This is a genomic window from Methylorubrum zatmanii (genome assembly GCF_014845115.1).
GTDB lineage: Bacteria > Pseudomonadota > Alphaproteobacteria > Rhizobiales > Beijerinckiaceae > Methylobacterium > Methylobacterium zatmanii.
This window is the reverse complement of the sequence record NZ_NKUI01000072.1, coordinates 1-13,879: the sequence shown is the minus strand read 5'-3', so window position 1 is coordinate 13,879 and position 13,879 is coordinate 1. Positions and strand designations below refer to the sequence as shown.

Below are 13,879 nucleotides of genomic sequence, written 5' to 3'. Positions count from 1 at the left end.
CCGAGCCTTGCTTGCCAATGGCGAAGAGTTTCTGCCGTCTCCGGCACGGGTGGAAAGCGGCGATCCCCGCGAGACCTGCTACATGACCGCGATTTCGGCCGAGCTTGGGCTGAAGGCGTATCTTTCGAGCCAGGGTTGGAGCGACGATCGCTGTCGTCGGGACATTCGCCACGATCTCGAAAGCGGCTTGGCGCGCGCCTGCGCTGCAGGGCTGGTTGTTCCGAACGACGGGCTGGCCGATGCGGTGGCGGTGTTGAACGCCTATTATCCGCATCATGCTTTTGATCGCTTCGACGGCGATCCGGCCTTTGCGTCGAAGGCCCGCGCGGCCGTCGCGGGTCTCCTTGACGCCGTCCGCCCCTATGTCGAGGCCTCCGGCGGGCGGTAGATCTCGAAGGGATTGTCGTCGGCGAGATGGCCAAACGGGGTGAACACGAAGTCGCCGTCATCGCGGCCGACGGCGCAGATGACGTAGCGCGGCTCGCCGGTCACCACATCAGCGCATTCCATCAGCGCCAGGTCGCCGCTCGACGCGGCGCGCAGCAACGTCTGGAAGTTGGCCCGGGCATGGTCGGGGATGCTCATCGCGCGCCGCCCTCGGAAAGCCGGTCGGCGAGCCAGCGGCCGGTGCTCATCCAGGCGATCGTCTCGCCCGTGGCGAGATCGAGGACATGGGCGCCGCCCGAGAAGCCGTCGATCACGGGATTGGAGGCGATGCTGGCCCACTGGAATCCCCAGCGGCCGGTCAGCCCGAACGCCTCGGCGCAGCGTGTCACGAAGGTGATCGCAAGCTGAGGATCGGCGGTGCCGGGGTCGCGCAGCCAGAGCCGCGACGCGCCGTGTTCGGGTGTCACCGACAGGTGAAACGGTTCGGCCGGCGGGTCTTCGCGGCCGTTCTCGGCCATCAGCGCGGCGTAGATGTCGAAGGACCGCGCGGCGTTGGCGGAGGTGCCGACGTCGAGCAGGCAGGAATATCGGGTGAAGAAATCGGTCATGGCGGGCTCCGGAAACAAAAAGAGCCCGGCGCATGGGCCGGGCTCGGAGTGGGTTCAGGATGGCGGTGGCTAGTAGCCGAACTGCCAGGATGGCCAGGCTTGGCCGTCGTCGGCGGCGCGCACGGCATCGGCGAGATTGGCGGGATCGCCTTCGACGACGACGGGATCGCGCACCGGGGTTTCGTCGATGATCGTCACGCGGCGGACGATGCCGTCCTCGACCTCGACATGCACGGGAACGAGGTACTGGAAGACGACGCGGCGCGGCGACGGGGTGGATCGCGGCATGGCGATGCTCCTTCGATCGGGGAAAGGACCGGAGCGGCCAAAGCCGCTCCGGGTGCTCGTCATTCGGCCGCGACAAGGTGCGGTTCATCGTCGTTGGCCTCCGCCGTGACATCCTCGTCGTCGCCGGCGAGGAATGCGGGCAGCGCAGCATCGTCGTCCTCGCCGCCAGCCTCGACCTCCGGTGTGGACGCCTCGGCATCGTCGATCAGGCGCAGCGGCTCGGGCAGCCAGCCGGTCTCGGCGAGCAGGCGCTCGGCTTCCTTGGCCATGTCGCCCTTCTTCAGGAGGTCGATGAGCTGCGCGGCCTGCTCGCCGACGCCCTCGCGAACCGCCTGCAGGATGCGAGGCTTGGTGACACGGTTGAGGTAGTTACCGAAGGTCGGGCGCCAGCCGGCCTCCACCAGATCGAGCCCCGTCGCCTTGGCCAGGCGGTCGGCCTGGGCGAGCCGCATGTCGAGCGTGTGCTGCGACACGCCGCCGGCGCTGTGCGGGTTCGGCCGCTCATAGAGCGCGTTGACGCCGTAGCTGACGCAATGCGCCAGCAGCGCCATCCGGCTGGCGTCGTCGAGGCCCGCGAGCCAGTCCCACAGGGCATCGTCGTCCTTCGGGATGTCGCCGGCCCAGGCGGCGTGACGGTCCTGCACCGCGCGGGCGGACGGGCTGTCCTTCAGCCCATCGTCCTGCGCCGGGAAGAAGACGTGCTTCACCCCGGCCTCCATGGCGCCCGTATACATGCGGGTCATGAAGGTGTCCGAGACCAGCTTGTGGAGCAGCGCGGTCATGGCGACGTGCGGATTTTCCGCGACGGCGTTGCGCAGCGCGAGGGTGCGATAGGCCGTCAGCTCGATGACCAGGCGCTCGGGGAGCGGCTTGATCGCGTCGTCCTCGTCGTCATCCGCCTCGATGGGCTGGCCGCCGATCGTGATGACGGCGCGCTGCACGGCCGGCGCATCGGGCTCGCTCGCTTGGCCTTCGGTCTCGCCCCCGTCGGTTTCGGCGCCGGGTTCGGGAGCCTCGTCCTCGGCCCGGACATAGCCGCGATCGATGGCGACGCTGCCGTCATGGGCGATGCTGATGAACACGCCCGCGCGGGCGATGTCGTCGGCCTCAAAGCGGACCGGACGGGTTTCGAAGGCCGACAGCGCCGTCTCGATCTCCCCGAGCCGCTGGTCGATCTCGTCGGGCAGCTCGTCGGCGCCTTCATATTCCGCCTCGAGCTTCTGGTATTCGGCGTTGAGCGCTTCGATCGTCGCCTGTTCCTCGGCAGTCAGGTCGAGCGGTTCGCCCTGCAGCTCGCGCAGGCCGCGCGTGGCGCCATAGGGGAATCCGACCGCGACCTCGATCCACTTCCAGCCCTCGGCGGCGATCGTCTCGGCCGTCGCCTTCAGCTTCTCGCCGACCAGCCGATCGAGCAACGCTGCATCCTGCAGCCAGCCGCCATCGTCAGACTGGAACAGGTCGCGCATGACGATGCCGCCTGCCAGCTCATAGGCCTCGACGCCGACGAAGACGGCGCGCTTGTCCGAGGCGCGCACCGTCGTCTCGGTCAGCATGCGGCGGATCTGATACGGCTCCTTCGACCAGGCGTCCTTGATCGCGTCCCAGACCTGTTCCTGCCGGGCGTGGTCGTCGGTGACGGTAAAGGCCATGAGCTGGTCGAGCGTCATGCCGTCCTCGGCATAGACCTCATGCAAGGTGGGCGATACGGCCGCGAGGCGCAGGCGCTGCTTGACCACTTGGACCGGCACGAAGAGCGCCGCGGCGATCTCCTCCTCGGTCTTGCCCTTCACCCGCATGTCCTGGAAGGCGCGGAACTGGTCGAGCGGATGGAGCGGCGCGCGGTCGATGTTCTCGACCAGCGAGACTTCCTCGGCCAGGACCTCGTCGTCGCGCTTGCGCACGACGCACGGCACCGGCGCGATCTTGGCGAGGCGCTTCTGCTTGACCAGCAGCTCCAGCGCCCGGAAGCGGCGGCCGCCGGCCGGCACCTCGAACATGCCGGTCTCCTGGTCCTCGGCATCGACCACGGGGATGACGCTGAGGCTCTGGATCAGGCCGCGACGCGCGATCGAGGCCGCTAGGTCCTCGATCGAGACGCCGGCCTTCACCCGCCGGACGTTGGACTGGCTGAGCACCAGCTTGTTGAACGGGATGTCGCGCGAGGACGACAGGACGATCTTCTGAATTGCAGTAGCCATCGGGATTACTCCGCGACGGGCGGCCGAGAGCCTCTCTCTCGACCTCCAACCCGTCACGAAAATCCGGTCCTCCCTCTCACTCTCTTCTGGCCGGCGCCTCGGGGCGCGGCGACCGGACCGATCTGGATACGTTCGCCGCGCAAAGCCTCTGGCATTGACGAAAGACGACTATAATAGTCGCCCTTGGCGGTGTGGCTGGAGAGGAAGACGCGCCCGCCAGGTTCGCGTGTGCCCGGATCGCCCGGCGCTCGGGGCGATCGGAGGAAACGATGAACACGGCGGTGAAGGACGGCGCGCGGACGCCCTGGCGCGATTGGCTGGCGATGCTCGGCCGCAGGCGATCGCGGCCGAGATTGTCGAAGGTCGAGCGCGCGCTGATCGGCGCCAGCGGCAAGGCCCTGACGATGCTGGCGACCGCGCTGCAGGCGCGCGGCCATCTCGACGTCCGGGAATTTTCCGAGCTGCTCGGCATTTTCAGCGTCGTGGTCGGCGAGGATGACGACCTGGAAGGCATGATCCTCGCCGTCTGGGCGGGCCTGCTGAAGGACAGCGTCTCGTCGTAAACGAGAGAAGCCGCAAAACCGCAGACCCGCCTCCACGGATTTACGCCTTTACGGGTGGATCGGGCCTCGCGCGGTGTACGGCGTGAAGCAAGCGTTCGGCCTCGCGGATGCCGCCGGTTCGACGGGCCGCCTCGGCCCAGGCCGAGATCGGATAAAGGCCCTCGAACAGGATGTCGCGCTCGATGCCGAGACCCATCGGCAAGCGCACGGCGATCATTTCGGCGAGGCTGAAGGAGCCGAGTTCGGGTTCGCCGAGATCGGCCAGGCCGAACAAGGTGTCGCCGTCCGCGTCAAGTTCGGTCGCCAGCCAGACGCCTTCGCCGAGCGGGTTGAAGAATTTGACCACGGGGATGTGGTCGGCGCCGCGGATCCGGCCGTTGGCCAGGAGCTGCTCGCGCAGCTCGTCGGTCAGGAGGATCATGCGGCCCTCCTGTCGATCGCGGGCTCGGCCGACAGCGCGGCCCCGTCGGCCGGCACGAAGCCGAGCAGCCAATCGGCGGCCTTGCTCGCCTGGCTGGCCGCGCGGACAATGGCGCGATTGTCCTCGCGCAGCACCTCCAGCCAGGAGCCGATGTAATCGGCGTGCCGCACGGTCGGCACGATGCCGAGCGAGGCGCAGCAGAAGGCCGCGTTCATTTCGGCGACCAGCTCCTCGAACGCATATTTCTTGGTGCCGAAGCCGCCGGTCATGTCGCGCCGGAGACGGGACGGATGGCCGGTGGCGTGACCCAGCTCGTGCAGCGCGGTCCGGTGCCAGTTGATCGGCTCGAAATAGGCCTGGGGCGGCGGGACCTGCACATAGTCGAGCGCTGGCACGTAGAAGGCGCGATTGCCGCCGATGCGGAAATCGATGCCGGTCGCGTGGATCAGCGCTTCGACCTGCGGCTCGACAAGGCCCGGCGCCGGTGGCGGCGCGACAATCGCGACGTCCTCCGGCAGACCCTCGCACTGCGCGGCGTTGAACACCGTGAAGCGCTTCAGGAACGGGATCGCCTGGGCCTCGTCGCCGGTCTCGCGGGCGCGCCGCTTCTCGTCGTCGGGCACGAAGCGGTCGGCATAGACGACGGTCGTGCCGCGCTCGCCCTTGCGGACATTGCCGCCGAGCGCCAGCGCCTGGCGGAAGGTGAGCCAGCTCTGGCCGGCAAAGCCGTGCTCGATGACGGCGCCCCAGAGGATCAGCACATTGATCCCCGAATAATGCCGGCCGGTGGCGGCGTTCCTCGGCATGGCGAGCGGCGCCTTCGCCGCCGCGGTCCCCCAGGGCTGGACCCAGGGCACGCGGCCGGCCTGCAGCTCGCCGATGATCTTGCCGGTGATTTCGTCGTAGAGGCTCGTTCGGTCCTGGCCGGCGCGAGCGGATGCGGTCTTTCTGGACATCGCGGATCTCCGCGACGGGCGCCGGAAGCTCTCTCCCAACTCTCAACCCGTCACGGCAAAGCCGGTCCGCACTCTCACTCTACCGGGGGCGTTGCGGGGTCTCCCCGCAGAAGGGGTCGGCCGAGACGAAGGCTCGGCCGCAGGGGAAGGCTTTCCCCCCAAAATCGTTTGGTTAATTCGACTTTTGCCGTCTTGCCTCGGCCGCCTTGACAAACTCTGAAGGTATTCCTTGATTTTCCCGGCCATTGGCCGTACATATTTGATCAAGGAGAACGATGATGCCCAAACCTGCGATGCAGTCGCCTCGTGGCCGTGTCCGTGGCGAGCGTCTGGAGACGCGCGTTACGGCCGACCAGAAAAGCCTTATTGAGCGCGCCGCGGCCCTCCAAGGCCGGACGGTGACCGATTTCGTGTTGTCCAGCGTCCAGGAGGCCGCCCGCCGGGCGATCGACGAGCATCAGCGTCTGGACCTGTCGGTCCGTGACAGCGAGACCTTCGTAGAAGCGTTGCTCAACCCGCAGCCGGTCAATGACCGTCTGCGTGACACGGTGCGCCGCTATCGCCAGGCGACCGGCGTCTGACGGGTGGCGGACGATATCGGAGAAGCCCTGCGGGTCGAGATTCTCGGTGCCCAGCACGACAGGTCCGCGTTCGAAAGTGGCATCGAGCCGCTCGACCGGTATTTCCGGGTTCAGGCGGGTCAGGATGCTCGCAAGAACATGGCCGCGCCCTTCGTGCTGGTGCTGTCGGACGGTACGGTGGCTGGCTACTACACCCTTTCGTCGACAGCGGTGAATCTCTGGGACCTGCCGGAAAAGACAGCGCGGAAACTGCCGCGCTATCCGCTCGTTCCGGCAACCCTTCTCGGACGGCTCGCGGTCGATCGACGACATCAAGGCAAGGGGTATGGCCGGTTTCTGCTGGCGGATGCCCTCTTTCGGGCTGTCAGAAGCGAGATCGCGTCCTTCGCGGTGGTCGTGGACGCAAAGGATGACAATGCGCGGCGCTTCTACGAGCGAGAGAGCTTTCTGTCGTTTCCCGACCAGCCGATGAAGCTGTTCAGGCCGATGGCGGACATCGAACAGCTCTTCAAATAAGAAAACGGGGGGTAGGAAATGGCATTCTGGGATGGGCGCGCGGCGGCGAAGGAGAACATCCGGCTCTTTGAACCAGCGAAGACTTGGCGGCGCTACGCCGATGAGGTCGACGCAACGACGGGAGAGACGAAAGAGCGCGGCAGCGGGCGGGCTATCGATGGGTTCCTATTGAATGGTCTGAATGCCACCAACCTGCTGCTGCTTACCGGCGCTGGTTCGTCCTTCTGCGTTGCGAATGCCGCCGCTTCAAAATTGAAGGTGAAGACGGCGCCGGGCCTTGCCGACCTTTGGGAGGCGGCGAAGGTTGGGATGGGCACGGCGGCTTTCGACGCGGTGCTGGGCATCATTCCGAACGGCACAAAGATCACCGACATCGAGAAGCTGCTGACGCAGTGCAAGCTCTATGTCGCACTGTATGGCGATGCGGATGCGAACGGCAAACTTGTCGCCGAGTTCATCGTCAAGGCCGAGGCGGCGATTCTGGCGCGCGTGGATTTCGTTGACGCGGAGACCGACCTGGTGGCGCATCAGGGGATCTTGCGCAAGCTTGCTCGGCGCGGCGTGAGAAAGCCTCGCACGAAGCTCTTCACCACGAACTACGATCTCGCTTTCGAGTACGCGGCGCGGCTCCAGCGTTTCGTCGTAATCGACGGCTTTTCGCATGCGGTGCCGCCGGTCTTCGACCGCTCGCATTTCGGGCTCGATATCGTTCGCCGCGATAACGCGAAAGACGCACCTGACTATCTCGACAGTGTCGTGCAGCTCTTCAAGCTACATGGATCGATCGACTGGCGACGGACGGCGACAGAGATCATCCGGGCACGCGGCGCCGAGGGTAAGCCGGTTCTGATCTATCCACGCGACAGCAAGTATCAGGAGGCCTTCGAACCGCCGTATCTGGACATGATGTCGGCCTTTCAGACTGCGCTGCGCGAGCCCGACACGACGCTGCTGGTGGCAGGATTCAGCTTCAACGACAGCCATCTCGCCCAGCCCGTTTTGGCCGCGCTGGAAAGCAATATGAGCTTCCGGCTTGTGGTCTGCGATCCGGTGTTCGTCGACCAGGCGCTAATCGACGCCGACCCGCTGAAGGTCGAGAGCGACGCCTCGAAGAATGAGTTTCACCGCAAGCTGTTCCGCCTCGTGCAGACCGGGGATGAGCGGGTGATGCTGCTGAACGGCCGCTTCGAGGATCTCGCCCTCGCGCTTCCCGATCTCGTCGCCGAAACCGAGCGCGAACGCCATGCCATGCGTGTCAAGGCGCTTCGCGACGCCACGTCCGGCGCGGGCGGAGCCAAGCCATGAACGCGCCGAGCCTCGTTGATCCTGACTACTATATCGGCACCATCACCTATGTCGGCGCATCGCTCGTTCAAGCGAACTTGCCGCAGGCGACGGCGCGGCCAGAACGGCGACGTCTGTCGCGGGGGGCGGTCGGGGAGTTCGTCTTCATTGACTGCGAGCAGTACAAACTCCTCGGCCGCATCCTCGAGGTCCGGGTTCCCGACGTGGAGCGTCTCACCTTGGAACCAAGTCTCGGCACGCCGCCAGACCCGCATCCGATCGGCCGCATCCAGCTTCTGGCGACCATCGACCAGGCGAGCCAGCGCCTTCAGCGCGGTCTGAAGACTCATCCTAGAGTGGGCGACGGCGTCTATCTGGCGAGTGGCAGTGCTTTTGGCAGCTTGATCTCGAACACGACAAATGATCCGGGCGACGTGGCCCTGGAACTGGGTACGCTTGATGCTGGCGGCGGTGTGCCGATCAGGCTTTCGGCCGAGAAGCTGTTCGGCCGCCACTGCGGTGTGCTCGGTGCGACGGGCGGCGGCAAGAGCTGGACGATCGCCACGCTTCTCCACCAGATCAAGGCCGCAGGCGGCCGCGCGATCATGTTCGATCCAACCGGGGAGTTTGGCGACATCCCCGCCATTTCGAAGCACTACACATTCAATCACGCCGAGGGGACGGCGCAGGTCGTGTATTTCCCCTATCAGTCGATGAGCGAGAACGACCTCTTCACGCTCGTGAGACCATCAGGGCAGAGCCAGGGGCCGAGGCTCAGAGACGCCATCAAAAGCCTGAAGCTCGTGAACGCGGCCGCGGGCGCTGCAATAGCCGGCGTCACCGTGACGGCGGGCCTCGTGGAAAAGATCAACAAGCCGCGCGCGCCTTACTTCGCGGCGATCGATCACTACCGAGCGCAGGTGAACACACCGTTCTGCACCTTCAACATTCAGAACCTGCCGGATCAGGTGCAGAACGAATGCGTCTGGTCGAACTCGCAGAACAATCCGGGCAACTGGGGTGGGCCAGAAAACAACTCGATCAGCTATTGCGAGTCGATGATCGCGCGGCTGCGGACGATGATCCACTCGCCGGAGCTCGCCTGCATCTTCGGCACGGCCGGGACGTCCCTCGCGAACGTGCTGAATGATTTCTGCTCGAAGGATGACGACGATCTCATTCGCATCTCTTTCAAAAACGTGCGGTTCGAGCACCACACGCGTGAGATCCTGCTGAACATCATCGGGCGCTTCCTGCTAGATTGCGCGCGTGGCGGTGTCTTTCGCGATCGGCCGATGATCGTGTTTCTGGATGAAGCACATCAGTTCCTCGGCCGCACCGTCGGCGATGAATACGGCAGCGTGTATCTCGACGCCTTCGGTCTGATCGCGAAGGAGGGACGGAAATATGGCCTGAGTTGCGTGCTGGCGACCCAGCGTCCACGCGACATTCCGGCCGATGTGCTGAGCCAGCTCGGCACACTCATCGTTCACCGTCTGACGAACGACCACGACCGCGACACGGTGGAGAAGGCGTGTGGCGACCTCGACCGTGATGCGGCGATGTTCATCCCGACGCTGGCACCGGGCGAGGCGATCGTGATCGGGCCTGATATCCCCGCTCCGGTGCCACTCTTAATCGGACGGCCGTCGAAGCCGCCAAACTCGAAGGGGCCCGCGTTTCAAGCCTATTGGAATACGCGAAAGAAACCTTAGGAATGTTGGCACGGTAAAGTTGAAACTCTACCGGAGAACGCTCACCTAATTCTGTCGAAGTATAGACGTGGGGAGGGGAAGTAGTGATCCATTGGAATCCAATCGCGGGCTGGATGGGCTTTCCCCATCTTAGCCGCTCGCAGGGTATCACGCATTCGTATACGCTGACATACAAGCTGACAGATAAAACCGGTGAGGCGTGGACGTCGCGCATGATCCGTTTCAAGAACAAGGACAAGGCGGCGATCTACGGTGGTGGTCGGCTTCTCTATAGCGCTGTCCCCGCGCTGATCGAGGCGGTGGGAGTCGACGTCGATGACACAACATTCGTCGCGGCGTTGTCATCCGGGGAGACGAAGGCTGATCCGGACCGCGCAATCCCGTATTTCGCAACCGAGTGCGCCGGCATGGTTGGAACACAGTCCGATATAGGCGCGCTAAGCAAGAAAGTGCATCAGAAGATTCATAACTTCTATTCAGCGGAGCAGCGCGACGCTGAACTTGAGAAGGCTGAATACCAAGCCAAGAAGCTGGACGCTGAACATGTTTTTGTCTTCGATGACTTCATAACGCGCGGTGCTACACTGTCGAAAATAGCAACGGCGATTCTGGAAAAAAATCCGAAGGCCAAGGTCTATGGATTGGCGTTGGCGAAGGCGGAGAGGGTCGACTGGTGCCCGAATCCCGACAACGATCATGTTCCTGCGAAGTGGGACAAGGTATGGCAGCAGGGTGAGCAGGAAGCGGCCGGTGTCAAGAAAGGATAGGCCATGACAGTATTGGCATCGCCGACGACGACCGCGCTAGTCGCGCTCATGAAGCTGAAGGGTGTCGGTCGTCGAGCGGCGCTTAAGATCGTCGATCGCGAGATTGGCGAAGCCGACGCCCGAGATGAGGTGCTCTCTAAGGCGGGACGGGCGAAACTGCCGGAGAGCGAACTCCTCCAGGCCTGGATACGGAGCGAGGACGAACTGGAGCGCAGCTTTGCCGCCGGCGTGCGTGCTTATTCGCTGCATGAAGAGGGATATCCCGCGCGCTTGAAGAATATTCCGGACCCCCCGGCCGTGCTCTACGTGAAGGGTGACGCGAAGGGGCTCCACGCGGCCCATTGCGTCGCCGTGGTTGGTACGCGCGAGCCGACTACTTACGGCGAAAAGGTCGCCCGCAAGTCGGCGGCTACCGCCGTGGAAGCCGGCTTTGCCATTATCAGCGGTCTCGCTCATGGTTGCGACACGCTGGGGCACGAGGGCTGCCTCGATGCACGAGGTCTTGGCGTTGCTGTCTTGGCCCATGGCCTCGACAAAGTCTATCCGGCGGCGAACCGTGGCCTGGCCCAGCGCCTCCTCGAATTCGAGGGCTGCTTGGTGAGCGAGTATCCGCTGGGTGTCACACCTTTGCGGACGGCGTTTGCCGAACGCGATCGGATTCAGAGCGGGTTATCGGATGGCGTGCTCGTTATCGAGACCGACGTGAAGGGCGGGACGATGCATACGGTCCGCTTTTCGCGAGAGCAGAAGCGTGCGCTGGCCTGCATCGAACATCCGGCGACGTGGCGCCACGAGGACAAGACCAAGGGCAATCAGATGCTAATCGCCGATCGTTGGGCTGATCCGATCCCCGATGGTGAAGCGCTCACGCGGTTCCTCGATCGCCTAAAATCGGAGCGCGGCAAATCGGAAGAGCCGTCACCACCGTCCCAGTCGGGCTCGCAGATATCGATGGCGTTCTGAGATGGTGATCTTCGATTTCGATCAGACGCTAGTCGACACCTCGCCGGTCGAGCACCTGCGGGCGGCGAGGAACTGGAAAGCTGTGATGGCCCAGGCGCCGAAGCTGCGCGTCTATGAGGGCATCCATGAACTGCTGAAGGAACTGCATGAGGTCGGGCAGGCGTTGGCGATCGTGACAAAGAGTCCTGACATGGTCGCCAAGGCCTTCATCAGGGAGCACAAGTGGCCGATCGATATCGTGCTCGGTTACCATCAGGTGCGCGCCAGGAAGCCGGACCCTGAAGGTCTGATCCTAGCGATGCAGAAGGCGGGCGCTGACCCGGAGGAGACATATCACGTCGGCGATCAGCCGGAGGACACGCAGGCTTCGCGTGCGGCGGGTGTCGTCGCGCTTGGCTCGGCGTGGGGTCTAGCCGACGCGTCGGCCCTGAAGGCGTCGGCGCCGGACGAGATGTTCATGAGCGTCGCCGGCTTGCGGGCCTATCTGAACGCTCGCGGGTGAAGGGCGACCGTGCGTCGGCTGCTCGATCGCCAGAAGGGGTGCAAAGCGAGCCGAGATGCTGATCGTCATCTGACCGTCCGTTTTTGAACTACCGTTTGGGCGACGATACGCCGATTGATCTTCACCTTCCAGGCGACCTGCGCAGCCGAGAGGTTCCGCTTCCTCATAGTCTGCTTCAGGAAAGTGTATTCCTTCTCGCCATAGAGATAGCCCATCCGGTAGGCGTGCTCGATCAAGTCACTGTTGGCGTTCGCGGTGAGATCCTTCGCAATCCTCTTCAGACCGTCGAAGAGATTCCCTGTGTCGATTCGAATGAAGCGATTGATGCAGACATTTCCGACATAGGTCGTGTTGCTATTGAGGTGATTGCGTATGTAGCAGTGCTCCTTGATGTCCTGGCCGCAGGGACATTGATCGAATTCCTCGCTAATTTCGACAGCAATAAGAGACCATTCCCTGCGGGCGACATCGAAGCTACGCGAGACGGACAGAGGCAGGATGTGGGCCTTAAGTCTTTCGAAGTTGTTCCCCTCCATTCCGCTTCCTCGATTAGCAAATCCGCGAGAGTCGGCTGTCTGCGCCGACATCAATCGGAAAATCCCAGTGGTTGAACAAAACTGGATCAGCAGATCTATTTAGCTCAGGATCGCAATATTCGTCGGGACCGAAATCTGTCAAAAAGAGACATACTGGAGCCATAAGGGGTTTGCCCAATTCGCTGAAAACGATTTTAACTTTGATTTCAAGCCGCCGGTCGCGATTTGCAAACCCTGCAAACAATCTCGCCTTCTCACCACCGTCCAGCACGATCGTTGATCCGTGCATCACGGATAGCGCGTGAAGGGCAACGAAAGCTTTAGCTCCGTTCAGCGCTTCGGCGTCGGCCTTATCTACGATTTGGTTGAGCGTCAGGACGTCCCTGAACTCTGAAAACAGTTGATCTGATGTGAAGGCAGGTTTCCAAATGAAGCGATTGCCGAGGTAGTCGAGCGCTTTTATTTCTAGATCGGTTGGCCTCTCCTGTCGCTCGATTTTTGCAAGCGCCGCCTGCATTCTCTTCTTTGCCGCCCCGCGCTGACACCCGCAGCCAGACCTTATCTGTTCGTCGGAAGCGAGCCGCAGGTTAGCTTCGGCCGCGCGTGCGATATCGGCCCAGGAGGGCTCGCGACCTCGCATCTTGAGGCTCCAGACGTCGACACTCGTGAAAACGTCCTTTCCCATCTGAGTGACGAGACCTTTTTCGCGGGTGTCGCGATGAGCAACAAAATCACCGATTTCGCGAAAAGCGGCGCGACCCCAGGCCCTGTCCCTTTGGCCGAGGAATAGGCGATCCAGATCCCCGGTTCGAAAATCGCCAGCCATCAGCCGGCGAGCGCGGTGACGCAAATCTTCATCGAGCACGACACATCCTCGTCACCATTCGCGCCGGCCGGGCTGGGGCATCATCTTGTCGAAGACGTCAGGCTCATCTTCAGCTTCAAACGAAGCGAACGGCCGTGCGTCATCGAGCAGAAGCAGCGAGATCGCGAAATCGTACTGCTCGGCGAATACCGTCATTTCCCGCACCGGTTCTCGAAACCAGACACCGGCCCCATGATCGATGGCCGCAGGTAGCCGAGCTCATCGAGGATGACGAGATCGGCGTAAGCGAGCCGGCCGGCGATCTGTCCTGCCTTGCCCTGAGCCTTTTCCTGTTCGAGAGCGTTGACGAGCTCGACGGTGGAGAAGAAGCGGACCCGCTTGTGATGGTGCTGGATGGCCTGGACTCCGAGAGCCGTAGCGACATGGGTCTTGCCGGTGCCGGGCCCTCCCACCAGGACAACGTTGTGAGCGTCCTGGAGGAACTCGCAACGATGCAGTTGGCGCACGAGCGCCTCGTTGATTTCGCTGCTGGCGAAGTCGAAGCCGTTGAGGTCGCGATAGGCCGGGAAGCGCGCGGCCTTGAGTTGATAGGCCGTTGATCGGACCTCTCTCTCGGCCATCTCCGCCTTCAGGAGCTGCGACAGGATCGGCACAGCGGTCTCGAAGGCCGGCGCCCCCTGTTCAGTCAGTTCGCTGATGGCCTGGGCCATGCCGTGCATCTTGAGGCTGCGCAGCATGATGACGATGGCCGAGCTATGCGGGAGATTG

Annotated in this window: 18 protein-coding genes and 1 pseudogene; 9 read left to right on the top strand and 10 right to left on the bottom strand. The window is 63.5% G+C overall.

Annotated features, from left to right (window positions below; genetic code table 11):
• Positions 1-7 precede the first annotated feature (7 nt).
• Positions 8-388 carry a HEPN domain-containing protein gene (locus MZTS_RS10010; protein ID WP_009865243.1) on the top strand — a complete coding sequence of 127 codons (381 nt, stop codon included), beginning with the start codon at positions 8-10 and terminating at the stop codon, positions 386-388.
• Here MZTS_RS10010 and MZTS_RS10005 read toward each other — a convergent pair.
• From MZTS_RS10005 to MZTS_RS09990, 4 genes are all read right to left on the bottom strand, one after another.
• On the bottom strand, positions 361-585 hold the full coding sequence (locus tag MZTS_RS10005; protein ID WP_009865242.1) for a DUF6117 family protein: 225 nt from the start codon (positions 583-585) through the stop codon (positions 361-363). The two genes, MZTS_RS10010 and MZTS_RS10005, sit on opposite strands and share 28 nt — an antisense overlap.
• Entirely contained in the window at positions 582-995 is a 414-nt protein-coding gene (locus tag MZTS_RS10000; protein WP_009865241.1) for a hypothetical protein, read from the bottom strand. Before MZTS_RS10000 ends, MZTS_RS10005 begins: the two co-directional genes overlap by 4 nt.
• A 69-nt stretch (positions 996-1,064) precedes the next feature.
• Positions 1,065-1,283 carry a hypothetical protein gene (locus MZTS_RS09995; RefSeq protein WP_009865240.1) on the bottom strand — a complete coding sequence of 73 codons (219 nt, stop codon included), beginning with the start codon at positions 1,281-1,283 and terminating at the stop codon, positions 1,065-1,067.
• A 59-nt stretch (positions 1,284-1,342) separates the two neighbouring features.
• Positions 1,343-3,481: a ParB/RepB/Spo0J family partition protein gene (locus tag MZTS_RS09990; RefSeq protein ID WP_192283646.1), complete on the bottom strand. Its 2,139-nt coding sequence runs from the start codon at positions 3,479-3,481 to the stop codon at positions 1,343-1,345.
• Positions 3,482-3,762: 281 nt separating this feature from the next.
• On the opposite strand from MZTS_RS09990, the gene MZTS_RS09985 reads away from it, so the two are divergent.
• A complete protein-coding gene (locus tag MZTS_RS09985; RefSeq protein ID WP_210329209.1) occupies positions 3,763-4,044 on the top strand; it encodes a hypothetical protein in 282 nt (93 codons plus the stop codon).
• Positions 4,045-4,084: 40 nt separating this feature from the next.
• Here the strand turns inward: MZTS_RS09985 and MZTS_RS09980 are convergent, their stop codons facing one another.
• Both MZTS_RS09980 and MZTS_RS09975 read right to left on the bottom strand, forming a co-directional pair.
• Positions 4,085-4,465, bottom strand: coding sequence for a DUF2958 domain-containing protein (locus tag MZTS_RS09980; protein ID WP_009864171.1), 381 nt, complete (start codon positions 4,463-4,465; stop codon positions 4,085-4,087).
• Positions 4,462-5,421 carry an ArdC family protein gene (locus MZTS_RS09975; protein WP_192283642.1) on the bottom strand — a complete coding sequence of 320 codons (960 nt, stop codon included), beginning with the start codon at positions 5,419-5,421 and terminating at the stop codon, positions 4,462-4,464. The genes MZTS_RS09980 and MZTS_RS09975 overlap by 4 nt, the downstream gene beginning before the upstream one ends.
• Before the next feature lie 278 nt (positions 5,422-5,699).
• On the opposite strand from MZTS_RS09975, the gene MZTS_RS09970 reads away from it, so the two are divergent.
• The 7 genes from MZTS_RS09970 to MZTS_RS09940 all read left to right on the top strand — a co-directional run bounded on the left by MZTS_RS09970 (position 5,700) and on the right by MZTS_RS09940 (position 11,749).
• The gene (locus tag MZTS_RS09970; protein ID WP_192283687.1) at positions 5,700-6,002 is read left to right on the top strand and encodes a type II toxin-antitoxin system TacA family antitoxin; all 303 of its coding nucleotides are present in this window, start codon (positions 5,700-5,702) and stop codon (positions 6,000-6,002) included.
• Between the two features lie 3 nt (positions 6,003-6,005).
• Entirely contained in the window at positions 6,006-6,518 is a 513-nt protein-coding gene (locus tag MZTS_RS09965; protein WP_192283640.1) for a GNAT family N-acetyltransferase, read from the top strand.
• An 18-nt stretch (positions 6,519-6,536) separates the two neighbouring features.
• Entirely contained in the window at positions 6,537-7,823 is a 1,287-nt protein-coding gene (locus tag MZTS_RS09960) for an SIR2 family protein (protein ID WP_192283638.1), read from the top strand.
• On the top strand, positions 7,820-9,517 hold the full coding sequence (locus MZTS_RS09955) for an ATP-binding protein (protein WP_192283636.1): 1,698 nt from the start codon (positions 7,820-7,822) through the stop codon (positions 9,515-9,517). Before MZTS_RS09960 ends, MZTS_RS09955 begins: the two co-directional genes overlap by 4 nt.
• An 83-nt stretch (positions 9,518-9,600) precedes the next feature.
• Positions 9,601-10,284: a hypothetical protein gene (locus tag MZTS_RS09950; RefSeq protein ID WP_192283634.1), complete on the top strand. Its 684-nt coding sequence runs from the start codon at positions 9,601-9,603 to the stop codon at positions 10,282-10,284.
• A gap of 3 nt (positions 10,285-10,287) precedes the next feature.
• The gene (locus MZTS_RS09945) at positions 10,288-11,247 is read left to right on the top strand and encodes a DNA-processing protein DprA (protein WP_192283627.1); all 960 of its coding nucleotides are present in this window, start codon (positions 10,288-10,290) and stop codon (positions 11,245-11,247) included.
• A gap of 1 nt (position 11,248) precedes the next feature.
• Positions 11,249-11,749 (top strand): HAD family hydrolase, encoded by a 501-nt coding sequence (locus MZTS_RS09940; protein ID WP_192283626.1) that lies wholly within the window; start codon positions 11,249-11,251, stop codon positions 11,747-11,749.
• A gap of 65 nt (positions 11,750-11,814) precedes the next feature.
• Here the strand turns inward: MZTS_RS09940 and MZTS_RS09935 are convergent, their stop codons facing one another.
• From MZTS_RS09935 to MZTS_RS09920, 4 genes and pseudogenes are all read right to left on the bottom strand, one after another.
• Positions 11,815-12,285 carry a hypothetical protein gene (locus MZTS_RS09935; protein WP_192283624.1) on the bottom strand — a complete coding sequence of 157 codons (471 nt, stop codon included), beginning with the start codon at positions 12,283-12,285 and terminating at the stop codon, positions 11,815-11,817.
• A 13-nt stretch (positions 12,286-12,298) separates the two neighbouring features.
• Entirely contained in the window at positions 12,299-13,150 is an 852-nt protein-coding gene (locus MZTS_RS09930) for a hypothetical protein (protein ID WP_192283622.1), read from the bottom strand.
• A gap of 12 nt (positions 13,151-13,162) precedes the next feature.
• A complete protein-coding gene (locus MZTS_RS09925) occupies positions 13,163-13,306 on the bottom strand; it encodes a hypothetical protein (RefSeq protein WP_210329208.1) in 144 nt (47 codons plus the stop codon).
• Positions 13,307-13,338: 32 nt separating this feature from the next.
• Positions 13,339-13,848 (bottom strand): annotated as a pseudogene (locus MZTS_RS09920) (ATP-binding protein); the annotation flags it as partial.
• Positions 13,849-13,879: the final 31 nt, after the last annotated feature.

Coding starts and splice junctions, on each gene's coding strand:
- MZTS_RS10005 (WP_009865242.1), bottom strand. CDS start 585: ATGAGCATCCCCGACCATGCCCGGGCCAACTTCCAGACGTTGCTGCGC.
- MZTS_RS10000 (WP_009865241.1), bottom strand. CDS start 995: ATGACCGATTTCTTCACCCGATATTCCTGCCTGCTCGACGTCGGCACC.
- MZTS_RS09995 (WP_009865240.1), bottom strand. CDS start 1,283: ATGCCGCGATCCACCCCGTCGCCGCGCCGCGTCGTCTTCCAGTACCTC.
- MZTS_RS09990 (WP_192283646.1), bottom strand. CDS start 3,481: ATGGCTACTGCAATTCAGAAGATCGTCCTGTCGTCCTCGCGCGACATC.
- MZTS_RS09980 (WP_009864171.1), bottom strand. CDS start 4,465: ATGATCCTCCTGACCGACGAGCTGCGCGAGCAGCTCCTGGCCAACGGC.
- MZTS_RS09975 (WP_192283642.1), bottom strand. CDS start 5,421: ATGTCCAGAAAGACCGCATCCGCTCGCGCCGGCCAGGACCGAACGAGC.
- MZTS_RS09970 (WP_192283687.1), top strand. CDS start 5,700: ATGCCCAAACCTGCGATGCAGTCGCCTCGTGGCCGTGTCCGTGGCGAG.
- MZTS_RS09960 (WP_192283638.1), top strand. CDS start 6,537: ATGGCATTCTGGGATGGGCGCGCGGCGGCGAAGGAGAACATCCGGCTC.
- MZTS_RS09955 (WP_192283636.1), top strand. CDS start 7,820: ATGAACGCGCCGAGCCTCGTTGATCCTGACTACTATATCGGCACCATC.
- MZTS_RS09945 (WP_192283627.1), top strand. CDS start 10,288: ATGACAGTATTGGCATCGCCGACGACGACCGCGCTAGTCGCGCTCATG.
- MZTS_RS09940 (WP_192283626.1), top strand. CDS start 11,249: ATGGTGATCTTCGATTTCGATCAGACGCTAGTCGACACCTCGCCGGTC.
- MZTS_RS09935 (WP_192283624.1), bottom strand. CDS start 12,285: ATGGAGGGGAACAACTTCGAAAGACTTAAGGCCCACATCCTGCCTCTG.
- MZTS_RS09925 (WP_210329208.1), bottom strand. CDS start 13,306: ATGACGGTATTCGCCGAGCAGTACGATTTCGCGATCTCGCTGCTTCTG.